Here is a 21,770-nt window from a genome sequence, read left to right as displayed (position 1 = left end):
TGTCCTTGTTTCATCGACGGATGGCCCAGCATTCCAGGGTCAGGCCCGGGAACTCGCCGGCAACGTGCAGCGCCATTCCCGCCGATGCATTGAGCGCTTGCCAGCCGTCGTTTTTGTCGTCGAGTTCGAAGTAAGTGAAGCCCGCATGGAACGGCAACTGGCGCGGCGCGACCGGCAGCGCGCGCAAACCGATGCCCGGCAATTGCAGGTTGACGAGGTCGCGAATCTTTTCGACCGCGCCGATCTTCACCTGACTGCCGAACGCGGACAGCAGCGTTTCGATAGAGACCTGCGCGCGCACCGCGAGCACGAAGGTCGCGTTCGCGAAGAGCGAGCGATCGGCGACCAGGGCAACGCGCAGGCCGTACTTGCGCTCCTCCAGCGGTATCGAAACAACACCCGGATCCGCAACGCGGCTCAATGCAAGACGCAACGCTTCGATCACCGGCGCGAACGTTTCCTTCAACCTGTCGTGTCTGTATACGGGGAAAATCGGCGGCCGGCGATTAGCCTGACTGAAGGTCGCAAGCTCTCCCGCGAGTTGCACAGTGGCCTGGAAAAGGGCCTCGGGATGCAGTCCGGTCATCGATCCAAAATGCGCGACCAAAGGCTGCGCACGATTGACGATCTGCAGCAGCAGGAAGTCGGAAATCTCCGCCATGCCTGCGGCTTCCGGTTGCGACAACCGGCCCGCCAGCGCTTCGCCGCGTTGCTGGAGCAAACCGTTGACCTCGGTCGAAAATCGCGCGAGCTTGCCTGCAACAGTGAAGTCCAGGCACGGCGCGCAATACTCTTCGTCCAGCACTACACGCGAATCGCTCAGGCGTTCGATCACGCGCGCCACGCCCACATATGCATGCGCATGCGCGACGTCCGGTTCGAGCGCGAGTTTCAATCGCAGCTTGCCGACTTGCAGCAGCGTGGTGACGGCGTCGGGATCGTTACTGTCGTGGACGTCGAATTCTTCTGCCCGATACCGCGCGAGGTTATCCGCACGCTCGGGTCCGCCCGACTCGGTTGCGCCCGGCCGACGCACCGGTACCGCGAGCACGACGAGCAGGTTCGCCGTGCCTTCGGGGATATCGAGCGGCTCGGGGAGGTCGTCGTCGGCGGGAAGATTGAACGGCGTGCCGTCGGGTAAAACGCCCGCAGCAAAACGCAGCGCGAGCTTGCCGAGCTTGAGCAGCGCTTCATCGATTTCCACCGATGTGAATCCCCATCCGTAAGCACGCAAGCTTGCAACGCGTGCTTCGAGTTGCGTCTGCACGTGGCGATCGTGTTGCTGCAGATGCTGGGGCTGCAGGAACATGCCTTCGGACCATATGACTTTGTTATTCCAGTACATGGCGTTATTCGCTTGGGGTTGGACGGGTGAATGCGGAGCCTGTGAGCGCATCGAGTTGCGCCTGATACGCGCGGCTGAATGGCTCGCCGAAAGTGCGCTGGAAATCGTCGCCAGCGTCACGCGCCACGTGTTCCCATGTGTCGACAAAACGCTGCCAGAGACGCGCGCGGCGATTGCCGAGCAGCGCATCGATACCCTTGGCCTGGTCGACCGATTTGTCGATGGTCACCGGATCGATGCGCGACATCGCGTGTTCAAGCGCCGCGCGCATGCCCGCGACCACGGCGAGTTCATGCGCCTGGATATCGTGAAATGCTTCACGCAACGCGTCCTCGGGCGCGAGATAACCTGCGCCGCGCGCGCCGAGCATTTGCGTGAGCGCCATGTCGACATCGGGGAAGAACTTGAGCGGGTTGTTATCGCGCTCTTCGATCAGCGTCATGGCAATACGCGTCTCGCGTTTTGCCATCGAGCGTGAGCGCAGCGCGGTCATCGTGCCTTGTACTGACACACGCAGCATGCCGCCGACCAGACGCGCGAGGTCATCTACGGGAATGTGGCGGACGGTGCTTGCGTCGATGCCGAGGCCTTCGAGTAGCGCCGTCAGGGTGGCGTTTTCGCTGGCCGGTTCGATGGGCTTTGGCCGAGGCGCTGGCTTCGTTAGAAACTCCGTCTCCGGGATCAACGGGGCTGTCTCGTCCAATAGTTCGTCATCCTTCATTTCAACCGGTGGAATGAACGCGTCGAAGTCCTCGGGAATGAGCAGCGTCGAAGGTTCGTTCGCAACCGGCAACGTAGGCACCGAAGACATCGCGCGTTCCGGCGATACATGCTCGAAACCCTTGCTCGATCCCGACACCGCAAACGGCGATACCGCGTGTCTGGCAGGACCGATTCCAAGCGGACTGTCGCCCGCACCGAGTGCATCGATCAGTTCCTGATTCGCGTTCACGCCGAAACGCGCGGGTTCACGCAAAAGCGGCGTGGCCGCAAGTGGATCGGGCGTGAAAGGGGTATCGGCGCGGCTCTCCTTCGATGCGTCGTGCGGCGCATTCCAGTCATCCGGAATCAATGCTGCGGCGGGCTTCACGTCCCAGTCCGGTTTCTCCGGCAACGGCACGGATGGCGCGGCCATTTCGGGGCGCGTCATCATGGTCATGTCCTGCAGATCGTGTTCGATCGACACGTCAAGCGTGTACGGGCCGATCCGCAAACGATCGCCCTCATGAAGCTGCGTCTCTCGCGAGCCATCGAGGATCTGGTCATTGAGCAACGTGGGATTGCTGCCGGCATCGATCAGGATAAAAGCGCCATCTTGCCAATCGATGCGCGCTTGTACGCGCGAGATCGCGCGTTGCGTGTCAGGGAGGACGACGGTGCATTCAGGCGCACGGCCGAGCGTGCCGCCGGCGGTATCGAATTCGATAACCTGCTTCGTGGCCGTCTCGCCACCGCTCAGCGTCAGCTTCAGTTTCGCTGCGTTGGGATCATTCAGTAACATGCGATCTCCTTATTTGGCGACCTTGCGCGAGCCGTCGTCGGCATCGCGGGGCGGGGTCGGCGGCGGTGGCGGCACGCTCACCGGAACGGGCGGAATGCCGGGGCCGATGGGTATCGGGAAGCTCGACATCTCGATGGTGTCGGGACCGATCAGGATGTACGACGCTCCTGCGCGCAACGCGATGGAGGCGGTCGCCTCGATCTCCACGGCCATGCCCGCCTTGATCTGCACGGCCATGCCCGCATTCAGCGAATACGCCTCGCCCACGAACTGGTTATGCGTCGTCATGGTCGCGGCCGTCACGCCGCCCAGCACGTTCGACTTGCTGCTGCCCATCACCGTGTCGTTACGCGTGCCGGTCGTCTTGATGAACTCGCTGCCGCTCACGCTCAAATGCCGGTCGTTCCTGACGTTCATCAATGCGTCGTGCTTGACCCAGGTTTCGTGATCGCGTTCGGCATGGAAGAACAATTGTTCGTCCCCTTTGCGGTCATCGAGCCGCACCTCGTTGTAACCGCTGCCGCCTTTGGTCGAGTTGCTCTTGAGCGTGGAGATGGCCGCGTTCGCAGGCAGTTCGTACGGCGGCATGTTAGTCGAGTTGTAGACCGCGCCCGTGATCACCGGACGATCCGGATCGCCTTCGATGAACTCGACCAGCACCTCTTGCCCGATGCGCGGAAGCTGCATCGATCCCCAGCGTTTGTTCGCCCAGCTCTGCGATACACGCACCCAACATCGATCAAGCTTTTGCGCGCCCGATGAAGCGCCAAGTTGTTCCCAATGAAACTGGACCTTCACGCGGCCGTATTGGTCGGTGAGGATCTCGTCGCCATCGGGACCGACGACCACTGCTGTTTGCGGACCACCCACGCGCGGTTCCGGCGTGGTGCGTGCGGTGCGAAATGTGTTGTCGGCGCGGATCGCAGTGAAGCTGCAGTCGAAGAGCGGCAACGTGCCGTCGCTCGTCGATACATACGCGTCAGAGACAATCTCCGCGCGGGTCTGCGTGATCAGGTACTGACGATCCTGCGCGGTCGCGGGGGAAACGCGCAAACGGATCAGGCCGCCCGGAATGAGCCCGCGCGATGTGCTGCGTGCATCGATGGAATCGTTTTGCGTCTGATGGATTTCGACGTTCACCCGTGCAAGGCGATCGCCATCCGCGGCCTTGACGTGGCCCGTCAGATGTTCCTGCATCACGTAACGCGCGGGATCGAAGGGCGCGGCGCGCGTCGCGCGTGCCACGAGACCGTGGTTATTGCTCACCGACGCCTTCTCGAAGTCGTACTCGTTGACTTCATACCGGCCGGTCTGCAAGGTCGCGCCCGATACCCAGCGGTACACGCATTCTTCATCCTGCTGCGGCGTGTCCCATGCCTGATACGGAATGGTCTCGTACTGCGCAATGGGCCGGTGTTCGCTATTCGAATCAGTCAGCACGAGCGTATGTTTGCCGCCCGCGTACTCGAAAAAATAGTGAATGCCTTCACGCTCGAGCAAGCGGCTCACGAAGTCGAAATCAGTTTCCCGATACTGCACGCAATGGTCGAGCGCCGGATAACTCGCGCTGCACGCATTGCGAAAATCGATATCGAAGGGTTCGAACACAGCGCTCACGATCTGCGGCACGGTCTTCTGATAGAAGAACCGCCGATGCGACGACTGCGTCAGCAACCACAAGCGCGGGTGCACGACGGCCTCATACCGTGCCATGCGGTTATGGGTGGTATCGCCGGGAACGATCAGCCGCAATGTCGTGACGATGCCATTGAACTGGCGTTCGCCGCCAGCCGGATAATCGAGCGTGACCGAGAGGGTCTGGCCGAGCACATCGGCTGGATCGATGTCGTTGCTCGGGCTCAGAAACGCAAGCTGAAATTCACTCATCCGGCCGAGCTCTTCCGTTGTCGACATGCGCATGAACACGGCTGTATCGCCGAGCGCGGCGCATTCCATGCGGACGTGGCGAGTGCTAGTCGAAGGCATAGGTGAACTCCTCCGCTTCAACGCCAACGTGCACCCGTGCAAGCGCTTTTCCATCGATCACGCGCGTCAGGAATTCGGTGCTGATGCGTGGAAGAAGACTGTTCGTCAGGATGGCGTCGATCATGCGTCCGCCGCTTTCAAGCCGCGTGCAGCGCACGGCGATCTGGCCGACCACGTCTTCATCAAAAGTGAACGGCACTTGATGCGTACGCGTGACACGCTGCGCCACACGTCCCAGTTGCAGGCGAATGATCGCGCGCAGCATCGCGTTGCTGAGCGGGTAATACGGGATCGTCACCATCCGGCCCAGCAATGCCGGCGGGAACGTATGCAACAGTTCCGCATGCAATTGCTCCTCGATAATTTCCATCGCAGGCATGTTCTCCGGATCGCGGCACAGATGCGCAATGCATTCCGTTCCCGCGTTCGTGGTGAGCAGGATCAGCGTGTTGCGGAAATCGATGGAGCGCCCTTCGCTATCTTCCATCCAGCCTTTATCGAAGACTTGAAAGAAGAGTTCGTGCACATCGGGATGCGCCTTTTCCACTTCATCGAGCAGCACGACGCTATGCGGTCTCCGACGCACCGCTTCGGTCAACACGCCACCTTCGCCAAAGCCGACATAACCGGGAGGCGCACCTTTTAGCAGCGAGACCGTATGCGCTTCCTGGTACTCACTCATGTTGATCGTGATGAGGTTCTGTTCGCCGCCATAAAGCAGTTCGGCAAGCGCGAGCGCGGTCTCGGTCTTGCCCACGCCCGACGTTCCTGCGAGCATGAAGACGCCAACCGGCTTGTCCGGGTTGTCGAGCCCCGCACGCGATGTGCGAATGCGCCGCGCGATCATCTCGGTCGCATGGCCCTGACCGATGATGCGACGGTCCAACAGTTCGCCAAGACGCAGCACGTTGTTGATATCGTTCTTCACCATCTTGAGCACGGGCACGCCGGTCCAGTCCTGAACCACCGCTGCGACCGCCTGACGATCCACGCCCGGCAGGATCAACGGCGCATCGCCCTGATGCCCGGCGAGCACTGCCTGTTGGGTTCTGAGGGCGGCGAGGTCTGCGCCCGGTGCGCCATCACGTAGTTGCGCACGCCGCGCAAGGATGTCCTTCACCAGTTCGCGTTCAATGTTCCAGCGGGCGGTAAGGTCCGTCAGCCTCGTGGTCTCTTCTTCAAGCGCCTTTGACCCCACCTCGTGACGTGCTGTTGTATCGATACCGATCAGGCTTTCACGCGCGATCACTTCCAGTTCCGTCTTCAACGCGGCAATGCGCTTCTGCGCGTCGTCCACCGCTGGCGGCGTCGCGTGCTGACTCACTGCGACGCGGGCGCATGCGGTATCGAGCAGGCTGACGGATTTGTCGGGTAACTGACGCGCCGGGATGTACCGATGCGACAAGCGCACGGCCGCTTCTATCGCTTCGTCAAGCACCTGCACGCCGTGATGCTGCTCCAGCGCGCCAGCGATGCCGCGCATCATGGTAATGGCGCGCGCCTCGTCGGGCTCGCGCACTTGCACGACCTGGAAGCGCCTCGTCAGCGCAGGATCTTTTTCGATGTGCCGGCGGTACTCCGACCATGTGGTTGCCGCGATTGTGCGCACCGTGCCGCGCGCCAGCGCGGGTTTCAGCAGGTTCGCGGCGTCGCCGGTTCCGGCCGCGCCGCCCGCACCTACAAGCGTATGCGCTTCATCGATGAAAAGAATCACCGGGTGTTCCGCCGACTGCACTTCTTCAAGCACCTGGCGCAGCCGGGTTTCGAACTCGCCCTTTACGCCGGCGCCTGCCTGGAGCAATGCAACATCGAGCGTGCGCAGCGTGACGCCGCGCAGCATGGGCGGAACGTCGCCGGCCACGATGCGCTGCGCGAGGCCCTCAACAACGGCTGTCTTTCCCACGCCCGCTTCACCCGTCAACAGCGGATTGTTCTGGCGGCGGCGCATCAGAATATCGATCACCTGGCGAATCTCTTCGTCGCGGCCGACGATTGCATCGAGCTTGCCCGAGCGCGCTTGTTCCGTGAGGTCGACGGTGAAGCGTTGCAACGCATCCTGATTGGCCGCAGGCGTAACGACTGCGGTTGACGGTGCATTAGAGACGTCACTATTCTCCGGCGACTCCGCAAGCACAACGTCGAAGTCATCCACGAGGTCATCGAGTTTCACGCGATCGAACTCGCGCGAAATCCCGCGCAGCGCGTTGCGCAATGCTGGCGTCTTCAACGCGCCGACGATCAAATGGGCGCTGCGCACTTTGGGTGCATCGAACAGCAATGAGCCGTACACCCAGCCACGCTCGACGGCTTCTTCCAGTTGCGACGAGATATCCGTGATCGATGTTGACCCGCGCGGCAAACGATCCAGCGCTTCTGTCAGATCACGCGCAAGCGCGGAAGGCTCCACGCCAAAATGCTTGATGATCCGATGCAAATCCGAGTCGGGTAGATTGAGCAGCTGATGCAGCCAGTGCGTGAGTTCCACATACGGATTGCCCCGCAGACGACAGAACGTCGTGGCACTTTCCATCGCGCGGTAACTGAGTGTGTCGAGTTTGCCGAACATCACGGCGCGGCTAATTTCTGCCATGGTTAATCCTGTGCGAGAGTCTTGACGCGGCCGTTCTGGCCGAGCGGTTTGAGTAGGAGTTGCCTGGCGTCCGATGCAGCGGGACGCGATAACAACCAGGTCGTGTAACCAAGACGCTGCTCGCGTCCGAGAGCGAGACGAGGAACTTCTGCACGTCGTAGTTGCAGGTTCAGATCCCATTCGAGCGGATCGCGCACGTAGTTTCGGATCCAGTCGGCGAGGCGCACGAGGCTCGTGCCGCGGGGCAGGAATCGCTGATAGTCGGCCATCGAAAGCGGACCCAGCGCGACGCGAAACTTGTGCTGCCGGTCCCACGCGCGCGCGCCGAGCATCGTGCCGATTCCCAGACGGCCACTATCAGTGGCGGCGCCAAGACGGCTCAGCGATCGTGCCGGCAAGTCGATCCAATGACCGACGTTCTCCTCCACGTCGACTGGAACGTTGAAAAAGCGCATCAGCACCAGACGCAAGCCGGCCGCGTGACGTGTGGGACCGCTGAGCACGCCGGCAAAGTGAAGCTTCGCGAAATCAGGAATGCTGTCGCGATTGCGCAGCGCCGGTTCGCCAAGGCCGAACGTGCTGCCTACGTACGCTGAAAAACGGTCGCCGTTATTGCGGTCCAGGCTGACCGCCGGTTGCGCCACCGCCCATGATCGATAAAACAGCGACGTCATGCGGTGATGGAACACATCCAGGAAACGCGCGAAGGTCGGGTCGTTTGCGTGACGCATGCGGTCGCGGATATATTCGGTGAGATGTGTCGGCATCGGACCATTCGGGCCCAGCAGTCCGAAGAAATTCACGACCAGCTTCGGCGCTTTCCCACCCTCTGCGTTCAAGCTGAAATTGCGCAGCGTTGTCGGGAAAAAGATGAGGTCGGGATCCTGGCCAAAACGCACGGCATCGTCCCGCGCGCGCAACGACGAACCCACACGCGGCAGTCCCGGATACGCACATTCGAGCAGGCGCACGGCCTGAAAAAAGTCGAAGCTTTTTGCATCGGCCGCGAGCCGGTCGAGAATGGTCACAGCGTTTTGCATAACCCGCTCCCCGGCGCCCAGCGCATGATTTCGCCACGCGTGGCGCTCGTGACCACCGTCTCCGTGAACGAATTAAGCGACACGTATTGCGTGAAAAAGCGCGCGAGCACAGCGCCGAACAGAAACGCGCTTGCACCTTCAAAGCCGGTTTCATCGATCAGCAGGTTGATCTCCAGACCCCGGCCGAACACGATCGGACCGCGTGACGGCAAACGACGCGTCACGGGCTGTGTACTGATCGAACGAAGACCGTCGACTTGCCGCGCCGCGGCAACGTCGCCGGCTGGTGCATAAAGGCCGAGCAGGTCACGCATGGCGCGCGCACCCTGACCGTCGTCACTGTCCACGAGCGACGCATAGTTCAACGACAAATGACTCAGCAAGCGCCACGCAACCGGACCCTCCGCATACGATGGCAACGGCCGGCTCGGACCGCCGATACACCGCGCGCTGAGCACGGGCACTTCGAGATCGACGGTGAAGTCGGTTGCCGAATTACCTAGCGGCATGGTCAGCGTCAAGTCGCGGTTGGTGCACAACACGCTTAATCCGAGTTGATGCAATTCGCCGGGATACGGCGCGTCCGTTGTATCGACGAGCGCGATGAAGGTCTCGCTGCCAAGGTAGTTGGAGCGCACGCCGCGTTCGCTTTGCCGCGATGACGGCAGACGTTTCTCGCGGCGAACCTGATAGAACGCTCCGTCGACGGCATCGGGAAGACCCATGTCGCGCGCGCGATAAAACGGCTGGAACGGCAACTCGGCACCGCCGCCCGCGCGATATCCGGTCACGCCTTGAATCTGGTAGACCTCGAAGTCCATCGGCCGCGTGCGGTCCACCACGACGTGATGCTCGAACTGTTCGCCGGTCACCGTGATGCGATCCGTCCGGCGCGGAAACAAATTGATGCACGGCGTGCAATGAAGCGCGAAGTGCGATGCATCGACGAGTTGTTCAAGCGTCTGGTCCGCTCGCGAGAGCAACAGGATCAACTCGATTTCATCGCTTGCACAACGGGCCATGTGCGGCTTGAGTCCATCGATTGACACAAACATGAAGCGTTGTGCGAACGCGAAATACTCTTGCAGCAAGCGATATCCGGGAAACGACTGACTGCTGACCGGGAGCAAGGCCTCGTTGTCGGAAAAGCCGAGTGGCCGGATTGAGGAAGCCGGCATCAGCCTGCCTCCTGCAACCACGCCAAGCGTTGAGCCAAGCAAGAGCTCATATAAACGCGCCGGCAATCCTTCACCGCCGCGCAGATGAAGCGCGAGGCTATCGAGCGAAATGTCGCTGATCTTCTGGTTGTTCAGCGCGCGCAAACGCAGACGCAGGCCCGCTTTCACGCCGCGTGGCAAGGACACGTCCACGCCTGCCAGCGTGCCCGTGTGGGTGAACAAGCGCACTTCCATCAGCTCGACCGGCCACATCGTCATGGCGTGCGCGGTGCGGAATTCACAACGCGTGGAACTGTCGCCATCCAGACGCCCATGCAGGGCCGTGCCGCGCGGAACCTGCACGCCCTCTGCAAGTGACGGATGGGTCATATCCGGCTGCACTTCCACGATCGCCATGGCCGGCGTCGGCGCAAGATAATGCGGATAAACAAGCTCTGCAAGATGCTGCGTGAAGCGCGGAAATTCCGCATCGATCTTCATCTGCACGCGCGCCGAGAGGAAGCTGAAGCCTTCCAGCAAGCGTTCGACATAAGGGTCGGCGCATTCGAAACTTTCAAGCCCGAGCCGTCCCGCGACCTTCGGGAATTCCTTCGCGAATTCCCCGCCCATCTCGCGGACGTGCTGAAGCTCCTGGCTGTAGTACTCGATCAGTTTTGGATTCATGGTTGGGGTCTTGTAGAAAACGTCGCGGATGTTGGGTCAGTCCTCGAGTCAGCCTTCAGCTCGCCCTCGCTTGTTCACTCGCTTGCTCAGATACGTTGACGGTTCCTGCTTCGAGATCGAGTTCGGTCCGCAGATAAAGGCGTTCCGGGACGGGATGCGCATGCAGATCCCCTTCCACAATGAACGCAATGGCGTTGTGCTGACCCGTTGTTTCTCCAGACTGCACGGCACGTACGCGCAATGTTCCGGGAAGAATTCGCGGCTCGAACGCGCGAATGGTGTCGACCATCAGGCGTTCGATCTGCACCACATCCACGTTCGATGCGCTCTTGCCCGCAAGATCGGAGAAGCCCAGATTCAGCACTGAGTCCGCAACATGCGGGTATCGGCGGACGTCTTGCGACGATGAGATACCTCGCGCATTCAGGAGCCAGCCGAGATCGCGCATCACGCTCTGCCGCAACGCACGCGCAGAACTCGTGCGTTGCTCCCGCACCTCGCGGGTGGCGTCGCGGTCGTGATCGGTCAGCCGTTCGAGCAGCGAGGGCTGGATGCGCCCTGCGTTGCGCGCGATCGTCTGCGGCTTCGTCACGATCAGGCCTCCGCGTTAGCGGGGATGTTCCATTTGCTCTCGACCACGCCGCCGAGTGCCGAACCGGAGGTCGGATCTTGCTGCTGATAGCTAACGTGAAATTTTTCGAAGTTGAGCGTCACGGTTTCCGTGAAACGGTCTTCGCCATCCGAACCACCGGTCGAATAATTCGTGACGAGTACCTTTTCCATTTCGATGATGTAGTACTCGAGCGGCTTCGTTCCGCCGGCCTTGCGTACGGTGAGCTTGCCTGTCGGATAGTGCTTGCCGGTCGTGCATGCCGTGACAATGGAAGGTGTCGCGCGGTCGGTGTATTTGGTGACCGACAGGTCATGAACCGCGACTTTGCCGCCGCCACCGCCCGTGCCGAGGTGCATGGTGCCGGACTGGCTCAAGCCCCAGCTCCACGAGAGAATATCGATTTCGTCCTTATGCACCGAGTCCAGCGATTCGCCTTTGACTGTACCGAGATCCAAGAAAATATCGACTGCCATGATTTGGGTTCCTAAATATATTATTGCGATTGACAAACGTTCGGGTTGAGTCCGGGAACTAAAGAAACTTACGCGGCTTTTGCTGAAGGCAGCTTCGAGACAAGACGCAACGAAACCGTGAGGCCTTCGAGTTGATAGTGCGGACGCAGGAAGAACTTCGATGTGTAGTAACCCGGGTTGCCTTCAACCTCTTCGACCACCACTTCAGCAGCGGCAAGCGGCCTGCGTGCCTTCGTCAACTCCGACGAATTCTCGGGGTCCCCATCCACGTATTGAAGAATCCAGTCCTGCAGCCAGCGCTGCATGTCGTCCTTCTCCTTGAAGCTGCCAACCTTGTCGCGCGCAATGCACTTCAGGTAATGCGCGAAACGGCTGCAAGCGAAGAGGTACGGCAAGCGCGCTGCGAGATTCGCGTTGGCCGTTGCATCCGGATCTTCATATTCGACCGGCTTGTTCAGCGACTGCGCACCAATGAACGCGGCAAAGTCGGAGTTCTTCTTGTGCACGAGCGGCATGAAACCATTCTTCGCGAGTTCGGCTTCGCGACGATCGCTGATCGCAATTTCTGTCGGGCACTTCATGTCGACGCCGCCGTCATCGGTTGGAAAGGCGTGAACCGGCAGGTTCTCCACCGCACCGCCTGACTCAATGCCGCGAATCCGCGAGCACCATCCATAGGTCTTGAACGAACGATTGATGTTCACCGCCATGGCGTAGGCCGCGTTCGCCCATGCATATTTCGATGCATCCGCGCCGGCTGTATCTTCTTCGAAATCGAACTCTTCGACCGGGCTGGTCTTTGCGCCATAGGGCGTGCGCGCAAGGAAACGCGGCATTGCAAGACCGATATAACGCGAGTCGTCCGAGTCACGCAGCGAACGCCATGCAGCATGTTCCGGGGTCTGGAAAATCTTCGTCAGGTCACGCGGGTTGGCAAGCTCTTGCCACGAGTCCATCAGCATCACGGCGGGGTCGGCGCCGGCGATAAACGGTGCGTGCGCCGCTGCCGAAATCTTGCCTATCTGCGTCAGGAAATCGACGTCCGGTCCGCTGTTATCGAAGTAGTAATCCGCAACCAGTGCGCCATACGGCTCGCCGCCGAACTGGCCATATTCCTCTTCGTAGAGCTTCTTGAAGAGCGGGCTTTGATCCCACGCTACGCCCCTGTATTTACGCAATGAACGATGCAGGTCGTTCTTCGAGATATTGAGTACGCGCAGCTTGAGCGTCTCGTCGCTTTCCGTGTTCGTCACGAGATAATGCAGACCGCGCCATGCGCTTTCGAGCTGCTGGAACTGCTCGGTATGCAGGATCACGTTCACTTGCGCGCTGAGCTTTTCATCGATCTTCGCAATCAGCGATTCGATGGTCGCGAGGGCGTCATCGGACACGAGATGCGTGTCTTGCAACACTTGTTCCGCGAGCGTGCGCACCGCGCTTTCCACGGCTTCCTTGGCTTTGTCGGTGCGCGGCTTGAATGCTTTCTGCAGGAGCCGGCCGAACTCGCCTGACGCGTCCGCTTCAGTTGTTTCCGCTTCTTCCGGGTGGGTCGTTTGCTGCTGCATGTTGTCGCTGGCATCTGCCATGATCGTTCCTCTTGGCTTGCGGGTTGATAGGGAATTAGGCGGGCTTCACGCGTGCAGGATCACGCTTGCGGCTTGGGCGCAGACGCCAGCGCGCTGAGAAGAGCCGGATCTTCCAGCAGCTTGCTGACCAGCTTCTCCGCGTCGGTCTTGCCGTCCATATAGGTCAGCAGGTTCTGCAACTGGCCGCGTGCTTCCAGCAACTTTGCAAGCGGCTCAACCTTGCGGGCGATCGCCGCCGGCGAGAAGTCGTCCATGCTTTCGAACGTCATGTCCACGCCCATCTTGCCGTTGCCCGTCAGCGTGTTCTCGACCTGCATGGCAACACGCGGTTTCATGGAACGCAGGCGTTCGTCAAAATTGTCGATGTCGATTTCGAGGAACTTGCGATCCGCCACCGGCTGCAGCGACTCTTCGGGCGTTCCCGAGAGATCGGATAAAACGCCCATCACGAAGGGCAGATTGACCTTCTTCTCCGAGCCGTAAACTTCGACGTCATATTCAATCTGTACGCGCGGTGCACGATTGCGTGCGATGAATTTCTGACTGCTTTCCTTGGCCATCTTCCTCTTCTCCAGTGAATGAATCGAACGAGCTATTCGGGTGCCGACATGCCGGCCGTTCCAACTACGCTGGTCAGTTGAGCCAGCCCTTCGGGCGCAAGGTCCTTCAGCAAATCGACGAACGACTTGTCGACAAGACCACGCGCGCGATGCAACAACAGCGGCACTGGGCTCGAGGGTTCGTGGCGCGCGTAGTAGTCGCACAGCCGGTCGAGCGTGGCGATCACGTCGGCCCGCGTGGCAAGTTGGTTCGTTGCCGGCGCAGGGGTGTCGGTCACGAACGATGCTTGCGTGATCGCGAGCGCATCGGGTTCCAGCGTTTTACCAATGCCCAATTTTTCCAGGCAATCGCCAATGAGCGTTTCCCCTCTTCGCAACGGCGCCTTCAACGCAGCGAGGTCCAGCGCCTGCGCCATGCCAACGCGCTCCGCCAGCACGACTTCAATCCGTTCCGCATGCGCCAACGCCGCACTAAATGCAGCCTTCAGCGATACCGCGCGATCAACCGAGGCTGCAATCGCCGCTTCGATTTCCGCAAGGCTCATGACGGCGCGGGCGGCGACCGGCGGCGTATCGCCGTTGGCGTAGAACCATTCGCGCAACGTGAGCGCCAACGTTTGCGATGGAAGCTGCGGTAACAATGGGGTGTCGAGCAATTCCGCCAGCACGCCCGATGTATCCACGAACGCCGCGAGCGCATTGATACGTGCCGTAGGATCGTTGCCATCGTTGGCATCGAGTTGCGGATGCACGTGACTCCAATGACGTTCAAGCAGGCCATCGGCAAGCGCGAGTGCGTCGGCAAATCCAGCGACGCCTTCAATGGCAAGACGCGCCCGCGACAGGTAGGCAACCACTCTCAAGTCGCGGCTGCACGACATCAACTCGACGCACAACGTATTCGCCGCGATCCAGTCGGGCGGCACGGCAGCGACTACAGTCTTGCCGTATTCCGCTTCGGGCTTCCCGTCGACCGCTTCTTCCAACAGCCGGAAAGAGGCGTCGTATTCGAGATCCGCGCCGCAAACAAGCTCTGGGGAGATGTCCTCGAACCAGGCGGCCCATTCTGTGTGGGTGATGAATTCACTTGTCATTTTGGAACTTCAAAACGGCTCGGTTAGATAACGGGTTCAGACGCATTCGGACATTGATTAACGCGTCTCTTACCCAACACAACATCCTGAAAGCGGGTTTATTCCGTTTTGTTTTCACTGGTTTTCACGCGCCGCACACTAAAGATGTTTCTGAATGAAACAAGCGTCCCATGTTTATCTGGATTCAGCGAACGCCGCTCGATAACTGGAAACGCCATCGGTCGAGATTCTGCGGATGGTCCACCGTCGCCTTCTGTATGTCGCCTCGAATCAGGTGGCAAATGGTGAGTTGCCCCTTGAACGTCTCCAGGATCTGCACAAGCCTGACGCGCTCGGCGTGGCCTGAAAATCCTAAATCGAAATAGATGACGCGACGCCGCGTGTCCCCGGTCACGAGACTGTCGCCACCGCCGCCGCCCGAGCCGCCGGCGATTCCCATTGCGGGCACGTCGCGAATGGCCAGGTTCCATGAGAAACCGTTCTCCGCAATCCACTTCTTCGCCTCTTCATCGCTTTTCATCGCCTTGAGCGCGGCGGGCGGACGGTTGGTATCGTCCGTCGCCATCAGATGCCGGTAGGAATGCCAGATCCTGAAGGTGTTCGAGGCAGGCTTGAACGCATACATGTCCTTCTCGACTTCACCGACAAACTCCCACTGCCGGGTTGCATCGTCGTAGCGGAACCATTCAATGCGCTCGTTCCATTGCAGCACCGGGCTCTCGATGTCCGTGCCCGACAACTTGCCTAACTTGCGCGGCGTCACGTTCACGCGAAAGCTCAGGTCGAAGTGATGACCTGCAGGATCGCTCGATAGGCGCCCTCCTACCGTCGTAATTCTCTCGTAGGGAATCGACAAGTTGTCGATGGTCATTCTTGCTTTCATCGCATCTCCGGGTAGCGGCTGTTCATGCGCCAAGGAGCAGCCGGGCGATGCGTCTTATTCCATCGGTAGCCGCGAGGGGATTTCATTGCGACGTGGAATAGATCGCAATGGTGAACTGTTGAATCAGCAGGGCTTTAATAGCCGGGAAGGAAAAATGCAACAACGCGCAATACACATTCAACCGAAAGGACGAACCTATGCTTGCAAGTCGTATATCAGTCGGAACCAAGCTCGTTGGTCTTGCAGACCTGCTTGACGGTGGGGGTATTGTTGGAGGTGACGCGGCCGAGCTGGACAGAGGCATTCGCGGCACTTACAGGATGTCCGGGACACAGATCATCTTTTTCAGCGATGAGACCGGGGACGAACGGGTGAACATTTTGCCCTACGTTGCGGGCGCTATCAGCTACGCGGTCATGCAGGGACGCCAGACGATCAGCGGGCCATTCACCGGATGCACCATGGCTGTCTACAACAACCAGGGTACTGCGCGGGTTTGCCATGTGGATACCGCTCAGACCAGTACGGGCGACGCGCCGAGCAAAACGCGATGGAACGAAATGAAGGATGCACCCGGGTTCCAACTTGCCGACGAATTAGTCACAAAAGGGATGATCGGCAATTTCCTTGATCACGCGTCCGGAAACCTCTCTCAGTACAGCACGCTGTGCGTTCTCGCTGTCGCAACGCCCGTACAAGGAATCACACATTATTACGCTATCCGAAGTAATAGGGATTATGTGATCGTGCCATCGCCTTGAACGCCTGGCGAATTCATTCTTGTAGCGAGTTATCTTAACCCTGCATAGGGCGGCACGCGATTGTACGAGGCGCAACATCATGCTTAAGCGAAGAGCGGATATATGTTCACGAACCAAAGCGAAGAAGAAGGTGCCGTCAATGCCTGGCGGGTTTTTCAATCCGCGCCGGCCGGCGCCCTGACAAATAGATCGCTGATCTTCAGGCAATCGGGTGCGTCGAACCTCGGCGGCCCTTGTATTGTGGGAGGCGGACGTCACTACGATGCGCTAGGGCTCACGGGTGAACGTAACATTACAACGAAGCTTGACTATGAGCACTCTACTGCGGTCTCGGCTCTGACAGTGACACCGGGTGGTGATGGCAACACATACTGGTACCCTTACATTCCGGGAGCTGTCGGCGAATGCGACGTTGACTATGACGTACCTGTGGGAACCATTGCGCTGACCGCCGGCATGAATGGATGCTCCCTGCGGATCTACGCCAATCCTCCTGCAAAAACAATCAAGTTCTGTCACGACGCCAATGGAATGTATGCCAATGACGCGGCCTACGCGAGAACAGGATTTCAGCATCTCCAGAGCATCAACGCCGATAAGAGAACGCGCGGGGAACCGGAGCAAAATATCAATGATTACTGGGACCCCGCGCTTTTTACACACCCGGCGTCGGGCCTCTATTTTATCTGCCGAAAAACTGCAGCCATGGAGTGGACTATCTTTAAGTCTGTCGTCGTTAACGATGGAATCGATAAAGTGTTCAATAAGCGTTGGGATGGCCGGTCGGCGGATGTATGGACATACAAATTTTCCGGCCAGCAGCGAACTAACGGTGAAGTGGCGAGAGTCAAAATCCCGTCATTGGCAGTACTGCGGCCACGTGCAGCAACGATCTAAGATGTGCCTGATAACGCCAACGTAAAGCCAACGCCGACGCTGGCGGGCACGCTCCGCATGCGTTCGGCAACGGTCAACGATCTTCCGCCTGGCGCCGATCTGAAAGGGACTCCGTCGCCGAAGTAACGCTATCGCGCCTTGGTTCCGGGCGTGGCAACTCACTCCACGCGCCCCTCAACTCAAGGTTAGCGTTTGCCGCTGCCACCAGCGGGTTTGCCAGCCGGCTTACGTGAATCCGCAACTGGCTTGCTAGTCGGTTTGCTGCGTGGCTTCTGCACGTTGAATGGGCTACCGCTGGCGAAGCTCGAGCCTTTATCCTCAGCCGCAGCGCGTTGAACCGCAGGCTTGCGTTTGTTTTCGCCACTTTGCGGGCGTGGTTTATCGCTGGGCACCTGCACGGCGCCCGGCACTTTCGGCTTCTTTGGCTTTTTGGGTTTCTTGATAATCTGGCCTGTCGCACTGGTTTGCGGCACGCGGTGTTCCGCTTCGAAACCCGGCTCTTCTTCACGGGGCAGCGTTTGCCGGATCAGCGCTTCGATCGCGGCCAGTTGCGGCGCTTCATCGGCACACACAAGGGACACCGCTACACCGCTCGCGCCCGCGCGACCGGTACGGCCAATACGATGCACATAGTCTTGCGCCACGATCGGCAGATCAACGTTGATCACCAGCGGCAAGTCGTCGATATCCAGCCCGCGCGAAGCGACATCGGTGGCTACCAGCATATGTACCTCACCCCTCTTGAAGCGTTCCAGCGCACGCAGGCGCGCGGGCTGCGGTTTGTCGCCGTGGATGGTGTCAACCGAATAACCCGCTTCATCCAGCATGGCCGCCAGGTAATCCACGCCAATGCGGGTTTTGACGAACACCAGCGCATGCTCCCAGTTGTTCTGAGCCACCAGGTGCATAAAGAGGTCAGGCTTGTTTTTTTTATCGACCGTCACTACCCATTGCTTGATCTTGCTGGCCGTGGCATTGGGCGAGCCGACGCTGATGTTGACCGGGCTGCGCAGAATGGCCGCCGCCATGGCGCGGATATCGTCGGTAAAGGTAGCGGAGAACAGCAGGGTCTGGCGCTGAGTGGGCAACGCGGCAAAGACGGCGTTGAGTTCGCGCGAAAAGCCGAGATCCAGCATGCGGTCGGCTTCATCCAGCACCAGCGTTTGTACTTGATCCAACTGCACTGCATTCTGGCGATTGAGATCCAGCAAACGGCCCGGCGTGGCAACGAGCACATCCACGCCTTTGCGCAATGTCATCATCTGCGGGTTGATACTCACACCGCCATAGGCGGCCAGAAATCGTAAGCCGAGGCCTTTGCCGTAGTCGATAAAACTTTGCAGCACTTGTTCGGCCAGTTCACGCGTAGGCACCAGCACCAGGACGCGCGCACGGTTGCTGGACACCGCCGGGCCGTGTTGCACCAGCCGTTGCAATAGCGGCAACGCAAAGCCCGCCGTTTTGCCCGTGCCGGTCTGTGCCGCGGCCATGACGTCGCGGCCACTGAGCACGGCAGGAATCGCCTCAGCCTGCACCGGCGTAGGTGTCTGATAATTAAGGTCCTGCAGAGTACGCAGCAAGGGATCAATCAGGCCGAGCGAGGCAAAAGACATTGGCGTATTCCGGGCTAAAGCCGCAATTTTAGCGTTACCGCCTGGTGCGAAGGACTGAAATACCATTGCCATCTTTCGACGCCGCACTTCACGCAATTCGGGGTCGACATCGGGGCGATATCGCGACCTTCAAGGACCACCTTGCCCGAAGTCGGCTCGATCAGGCGGTTAAGGAGACGCACGCGTGTCGATTTTCCGGAGCCGGAAAGTCCCATGATCACGAAGATTTCGCCCGCCCGAACGCCGAGACTAACGTTATCGACCGCGACCATGCTGCCCGTCTGCTCGAAAATCTCATTCCTTCCACGACCTTGCCGAAGCATCTCGGCTGCCCGCTCATTCTTTTGCCCGAAAATCCTGGACAGATTGTGAGCGGTGAGAATTTCGTCTATGGCGCCTGGATTCAGCGCAGCCGGAAAGTTGCGCCGATAGCTATCCGCAAGCGAAATAGAATCACGGATGGACGAATAAAAATCGAATTGTTGGGCTAACTACGAAATCAATCACCGTCGGTTTCGGATTCGACATTCTTTGTTGCGTTGAAAATAGAGTAACCCGCCAATTTGAGTCAACCAGCTACATTTTCTGTACCCTTTGCGCTACTTTTGGTAATGGATAGCGACGACGGACGAACCGGGTAATGACCTCGGACCAAGGCAATCGCAAGCGCAGTAACGTCTCGCGCCGCCTGACCAGGTATTGGCCGGTGCGTCAGTAAAGTTCTTTGGTAGGGAAAGTTCCAAGCAGGGATGCGAAATCGAAATTGGCTGTACCGGACAAAATTCCGGCAAGCCGCAAAGTGGTCTTCGGATGACAAGCAGGAGACTTCTGTTCAGCCTCTGCACAACGCCGATAGAATGGAAGCTGTCTCACACTAATCCGCGGCCGCACTCTTTTCTTTATAAGGATGTTTGGCCGGCGCCTGCAGAGAAATTCTGCGTAGCGATGCGAGCGGTGATTTCGACAAAGCTGCGGCGCGACCTAGGCCCACCGTCGAGGAGTGCACTGACGAGAACAGCGTTGAATCCCGTGACTAGCGCCTACAAACACGCTCGTCCTTGCAACGGTCGTTTAGGGGAAAGAATCGATGACTACTGCGCCTGACTTGGCCAGCGGTGCGCACGACGACTCGCCAGAGTCGCTGCTGACGTTCGCTAAATACTTCGAACGCTCGCTCGACGAGGGAATGAGCATCGTCATGCGGCGAGAGAGCGACATCGTTTCAATTCTAATGGGCGAGGCCGCGGGTGAGTGGAACGACTTGAAGAACTGCGGGACTATCACGACCGCCTTGGCTGATGAGATTCTTGCCTTGACGAAGTCCGGTGCGAATCAGATAACAGTCGGCGAACTTCAGTACCGGTTCTTTCGAAGCTTCACGCATATCGAGGGTGCGGGGGCTGTGGTGTTCGCACCCGCTTGAGTGAACGCGTCACTTCCTTTTTTGAAGACAACAAGCGCGTTAAACGCTTCGCGGGCGTCCTTTGGCGCTTACATCGCGGCCAAGAAACGAGCTAGCTGCAGCAATGATGCCGGCTGTGTGTTGTGTGGGAAATAGTCAAGGCCTCGCCCGAAGGTCGGAGCTTCCGGTGAGTGTCGGCCTTCACCCTTCAAGTCTTCAACCTTCCCCCGAGGCCATCGCATTTTGCAGTATGTGTTCACGGGGACGTGAGGTTATCACTGCCGGTTTCGGCTTCGCCAGTAATAACGTAAATGGTATGACGTTCACCGCACCCAAGCACGACCTCACGGACGTCGTTGGGTGGATGGACCAATGGAGAAAGCCTAGCGAGCGATCAGGGATTTTACTTGCCGCAGGCCTTTCATCGCGGCGAGCTTGGAGCGGTCAGCGAGTTGCGAAGTCCCCGGCGGCCGAGGCTTCAGCCCAAGCTTGCGAAGATGATGGTTGGCACGGTAAGTATCCCCATAGTGATGCGGGAATTCCATGTTGAGGCTGAGCGAGATAGATACGTTGTCGTGGTTTTGCACCCAATGCGCAGCGTGGGTCGGGATATGCACTGCGTCGCCGGGATGAAGCGTGAATTGCCGGGCGACCGTCTCGGCGTGCGGTTTGTAAGTACCCGCAGTAATCGAGACCGAATAATATTGCTCTATCTCTTCTTCAGTGGTCACACTGCGGTCCATCGGATCGCACACCCAAAGGTCCTTGGACCCCTGTAGCTGCACCAGGAAATTGACCTCGGAATCGAAATGATAAGGCGTCTTGCGCCGCGGCGATGTGATGAACACCAGCATTTCGGCGTTGCTCAGGAGTCTTGAGCCTTCCGGTCCGGCAATCTCGCGCACGAAGGCCTCGTATTCTTCGAGCAGCGCTTTATAGGCGGGATTGGCCTCGACATGTTTCATCACGAGCCATGCGCCCGCGGTGTCGATGCGGTCGATGATCTCGGGGATCGTCATGTTGGGACTGGGCGTTGTTCCCCATTTGTCAGCAAGCGAGAGATCGCCGGCATCGACATAGATGTCGTCCCTGCGCTTGGCCGCCTCTTCAGCCACTTTTGTCAGCGACTCAATGGAAAATAGCGGATGGCCGGCGAGCGGATGACGCGCTGCGAACGCCTCTTTATGAAGCGCACGTCGACATTCCGCGAGGGGATCGACGGTACTCCATTGCTTCGTAGCCTGAACAGAGGAGGAACCGGTCAACATGGATTTGCTCCGCACACTTGAGATTAGCGCAGGAAAACACAAGCGGTGTAAAACGGACCCGTTGAACTCCGAGGACCATAGCTTCGCGCCGCCCGGCCCGAAAAACCATCCGAATACTACTTGATGAGAAACGGGGCAACTGTGCGCAATACCACTAACGGTTTGCGACTGTGTCTTCCGAAAAATGCTTTCTGAAGTAAGCGGGCGGTGAACGCGTCTGAATCGACACAGCATCCTTGGGATGCATCGTGTCCACTGGACGTTATATACATTTCGCTTTCAGCGGCACCGTTTCGCTAGTAGCTGACTTGAATTTT

17 protein-coding genes and 1 pseudogene are annotated in these 21,770 nt (G+C 59.2%); 3 read left to right on the top strand and 15 right to left on the bottom strand.

Annotation, left to right across the window (positions count from 1 at the left end; translation table 11 throughout):
• Positions 1 to 10 precede the first annotated feature (10 nt).
• From tssK to ACMX25_RS14390, 12 genes are all read right to left on the bottom strand, one after another.
• The gene (tssK, locus tag ACMX25_RS14445) at positions 11 to 1,345 is read right to left on the bottom strand and encodes a type VI secretion system baseplate subunit TssK (protein WP_414950624.1); all 1,335 of its coding nucleotides are present in this window, start codon (positions 1,343 to 1,345) and stop codon (positions 11 to 13) included.
• 4 nt (positions 1,346 to 1,349) lie between these two features.
• Positions 1,350 to 2,846, bottom strand: coding sequence for a type VI secretion system-associated FHA domain protein TagH (gene tagH, locus ACMX25_RS14440; protein WP_414950623.1), 1,497 nt, complete (start codon positions 2,844 to 2,846; stop codon positions 1,350 to 1,352).
• Positions 2,847 to 2,855: 9 nt separating this feature from the next.
• Complete coding sequence (locus ACMX25_RS14435) at positions 2,856 to 4,832, bottom strand: type VI secretion system Vgr family protein (protein WP_414950622.1); 1,977 nt, start codon at positions 4,830 to 4,832, stop codon at positions 2,856 to 2,858.
• Entirely contained in the window at positions 4,819 to 7,422 is a 2,604-nt protein-coding gene (tssH, locus tag ACMX25_RS14430) for a type VI secretion system ATPase TssH (RefSeq protein ID WP_414950621.1), read from the bottom strand. Before tssH ends, ACMX25_RS14435 begins: the two co-directional genes overlap by 14 nt.
• 2 nt (positions 7,423 to 7,424) lie before the next feature.
• Positions 7,425 to 8,462, bottom strand: a complete 1,038-nt coding sequence (gene tssG, locus ACMX25_RS14425; RefSeq protein ID WP_414950620.1) for a type VI secretion system baseplate subunit TssG — start codon at positions 8,460 to 8,462, stop codon at positions 7,425 to 7,427.
• Complete coding sequence (gene tssF, locus ACMX25_RS14420) at positions 8,447 to 10,303, bottom strand: type VI secretion system baseplate subunit TssF (protein ID WP_414950619.1); 1,857 nt, start codon at positions 10,301 to 10,303, stop codon at positions 8,447 to 8,449. The genes tssG and tssF overlap by 16 nt, the downstream gene beginning before the upstream one ends.
• 55 nt (positions 10,304 to 10,358) lie before the next feature.
• The gene (gene tssE / locus ACMX25_RS14415) at positions 10,359 to 10,895 is read right to left on the bottom strand and encodes a type VI secretion system baseplate subunit TssE (RefSeq protein ID WP_414950618.1); all 537 of its coding nucleotides are present in this window, start codon (positions 10,893 to 10,895) and stop codon (positions 10,359 to 10,361) included.
• A gap of 2 nt (positions 10,896 to 10,897) precedes the next feature.
• Positions 10,898 to 11,389, bottom strand: a complete 492-nt coding sequence (locus ACMX25_RS14410; RefSeq protein WP_414950617.1) for an Hcp family type VI secretion system effector — start codon at positions 11,387 to 11,389, stop codon at positions 10,898 to 10,900.
• Between the two features lie 68 nt (positions 11,390 to 11,457).
• Positions 11,458 to 12,975: a type VI secretion system contractile sheath large subunit gene (tssC, locus tag ACMX25_RS14405; protein ID WP_414950616.1), complete on the bottom strand. Its 1,518-nt coding sequence runs from the start codon at positions 12,973 to 12,975 to the stop codon at positions 11,458 to 11,460.
• A 59-nt stretch (positions 12,976 to 13,034) separates the two neighbouring features.
• Entirely contained in the window at positions 13,035 to 13,535 is a 501-nt protein-coding gene (gene tssB, locus ACMX25_RS14400) for a type VI secretion system contractile sheath small subunit (protein ID WP_414950615.1), read from the bottom strand.
• A 32-nt stretch (positions 13,536 to 13,567) separates the two neighbouring features.
• Positions 13,568 to 14,629, bottom strand: coding sequence for a type VI secretion system protein TssA (tssA, locus tag ACMX25_RS14395; protein ID WP_414950614.1), 1,062 nt, complete (start codon positions 14,627 to 14,629; stop codon positions 13,568 to 13,570).
• Between the two features lie 184 nt (positions 14,630 to 14,813).
• On the bottom strand, positions 14,814 to 15,512 hold the full coding sequence (locus tag ACMX25_RS14390; RefSeq protein ID WP_414950613.1) for a hypothetical protein: 699 nt from the start codon (positions 15,510 to 15,512) through the stop codon (positions 14,814 to 14,816).
• Between the two features lie 197 nt (positions 15,513 to 15,709).
• Here ACMX25_RS14390 and ACMX25_RS14385 point away from each other — a divergent pair, with 197 nt between their 5' ends.
• Positions 15,710 to 16,273 (top strand): hypothetical protein, encoded by a 564-nt coding sequence (locus tag ACMX25_RS14385; protein WP_414950612.1) that lies wholly within the window; start codon positions 15,710 to 15,712, stop codon positions 16,271 to 16,273.
• A 102-nt stretch (positions 16,274 to 16,375) separates the two neighbouring features.
• Positions 16,376 to 17,170 carry a hypothetical protein gene (locus tag ACMX25_RS14380; protein WP_414950610.1) on the top strand — a complete coding sequence of 265 codons (795 nt, stop codon included), beginning with the start codon at positions 16,376 to 16,378 and terminating at the stop codon, positions 17,168 to 17,170.
• 185 nt (positions 17,171 to 17,355) lie between these two features.
• Here the strand turns inward: ACMX25_RS14380 and ACMX25_RS14375 are convergent, their stop codons facing one another.
• Positions 17,356 to 18,783 carry a DEAD/DEAH box helicase gene (locus ACMX25_RS14375; RefSeq protein ID WP_414950695.1) on the bottom strand — a complete coding sequence of 476 codons (1,428 nt, stop codon included), beginning with the start codon at positions 18,781 to 18,783 and terminating at the stop codon, positions 17,356 to 17,358.
• A 45-nt stretch (positions 18,784 to 18,828) separates the two neighbouring features.
• Positions 18,829 to 19,169, bottom strand: a pseudogene (locus ACMX25_RS14370) (ATP-binding cassette domain-containing protein); the annotation flags it as partial.
• A 701-nt stretch (positions 19,170 to 19,870) separates the two neighbouring features.
• On the opposite strand from ACMX25_RS14370, the gene ACMX25_RS14365 reads away from it, so the two are divergent.
• A complete protein-coding gene (locus tag ACMX25_RS14365) occupies positions 19,871 to 20,206 on the top strand; it encodes a hypothetical protein (protein ID WP_414950609.1) in 336 nt (111 codons plus the stop codon).
• A gap of 362 nt (positions 20,207 to 20,568) precedes the next feature.
• Here the strand turns inward: ACMX25_RS14365 and ACMX25_RS14360 are convergent, their stop codons facing one another.
• A complete protein-coding gene (locus tag ACMX25_RS14360; RefSeq protein ID WP_414950608.1) occupies positions 20,569 to 21,453 on the bottom strand; it encodes a cupin-like domain-containing protein in 885 nt (294 codons plus the stop codon).
• Positions 21,454 to 21,770 lie beyond the last annotated feature (317 nt).

The sequence above is a fragment of the Caballeronia eucalypticola genome (assembly GCF_047608185.1).
Taxonomy (GTDB): Bacteria; Pseudomonadota; Gammaproteobacteria; order Burkholderiales; family Burkholderiaceae; genus Caballeronia.
Note: the sequence above shows the minus strand (reverse complement) of the source record. Positions and strands in the feature narration are given on the sequence as shown.

Excerpts from the sequence above, each read along its gene's own strand:
- tssH (WP_414950621.1), bottom strand. The coding sequence starts at position 7,422 with ATGGCAGAAATTAGCCGCGCCGTGATGTTCGGCAAACTCGACACACTC.
- tssC (WP_414950616.1), bottom strand. The coding sequence starts at position 12,975 with ATGGCAGATGCCAGCGACAACATGCAGCAGCAAACGACCCACCCGGAA.
- ACMX25_RS14385 (WP_414950612.1), top strand. The coding sequence starts at position 15,710 with ATGCTTGCAAGTCGTATATCAGTCGGAACCAAGCTCGTTGGTCTTGCA.
- ACMX25_RS14360 (WP_414950608.1), bottom strand. The coding sequence starts at position 21,453 with ATGTTGACCGGTTCCTCCTCTGTTCAGGCTACGAAGCAATGGAGTACC.
- ACMX25_RS14380 (WP_414950610.1), top strand. The coding sequence starts at position 16,376 with ATGTTCACGAACCAAAGCGAAGAAGAAGGTGCCGTCAATGCCTGGCGG.
- tssA (WP_414950614.1), bottom strand. The coding sequence starts at position 14,629 with ATGACAAGTGAATTCATCACCCACACAGAATGGGCCGCCTGGTTCGAG.
- tssB (WP_414950615.1), bottom strand. The coding sequence starts at position 13,535 with ATGGCCAAGGAAAGCAGTCAGAAATTCATCGCACGCAATCGTGCACCG.
- tagH (WP_414950623.1), bottom strand. The coding sequence starts at position 2,846 with ATGTTACTGAATGATCCCAACGCAGCGAAACTGAAGCTGACGCTGAGC.
- tssK (WP_414950624.1), bottom strand. The coding sequence starts at position 1,345 with ATGTACTGGAATAACAAAGTCATATGGTCCGAAGGCATGTTCCTGCAG.
- ACMX25_RS14365 (WP_414950609.1), top strand. The coding sequence starts at position 19,871 with ATGACTACTGCGCCTGACTTGGCCAGCGGTGCGCACGACGACTCGCCA.
- ACMX25_RS14390 (WP_414950613.1), bottom strand. The coding sequence starts at position 15,512 with ATGAAAGCAAGAATGACCATCGACAACTTGTCGATTCCCTACGAGAGA.
- tssF (WP_414950619.1), bottom strand. The coding sequence starts at position 10,303 with ATGAATCCAAAACTGATCGAGTACTACAGCCAGGAGCTTCAGCACGTC.
- ACMX25_RS14435 (WP_414950622.1), bottom strand. The coding sequence starts at position 4,832 with ATGCCTTCGACTAGCACTCGCCACGTCCGCATGGAATGCGCCGCGCTC.
- tssG (WP_414950620.1), bottom strand. The coding sequence starts at position 8,462 with ATGCAAAACGCTGTGACCATTCTCGACCGGCTCGCGGCCGATGCAAAA.
- ACMX25_RS14375 (WP_414950695.1), bottom strand. The coding sequence starts at position 18,783 with ATGTCTTTTGCCTCGCTCGGCCTGATTGATCCCTTGCTGCGTACTCTG.
- ACMX25_RS14410 (WP_414950617.1), bottom strand. The coding sequence starts at position 11,389 with ATGGCAGTCGATATTTTCTTGGATCTCGGTACAGTCAAAGGCGAATCG.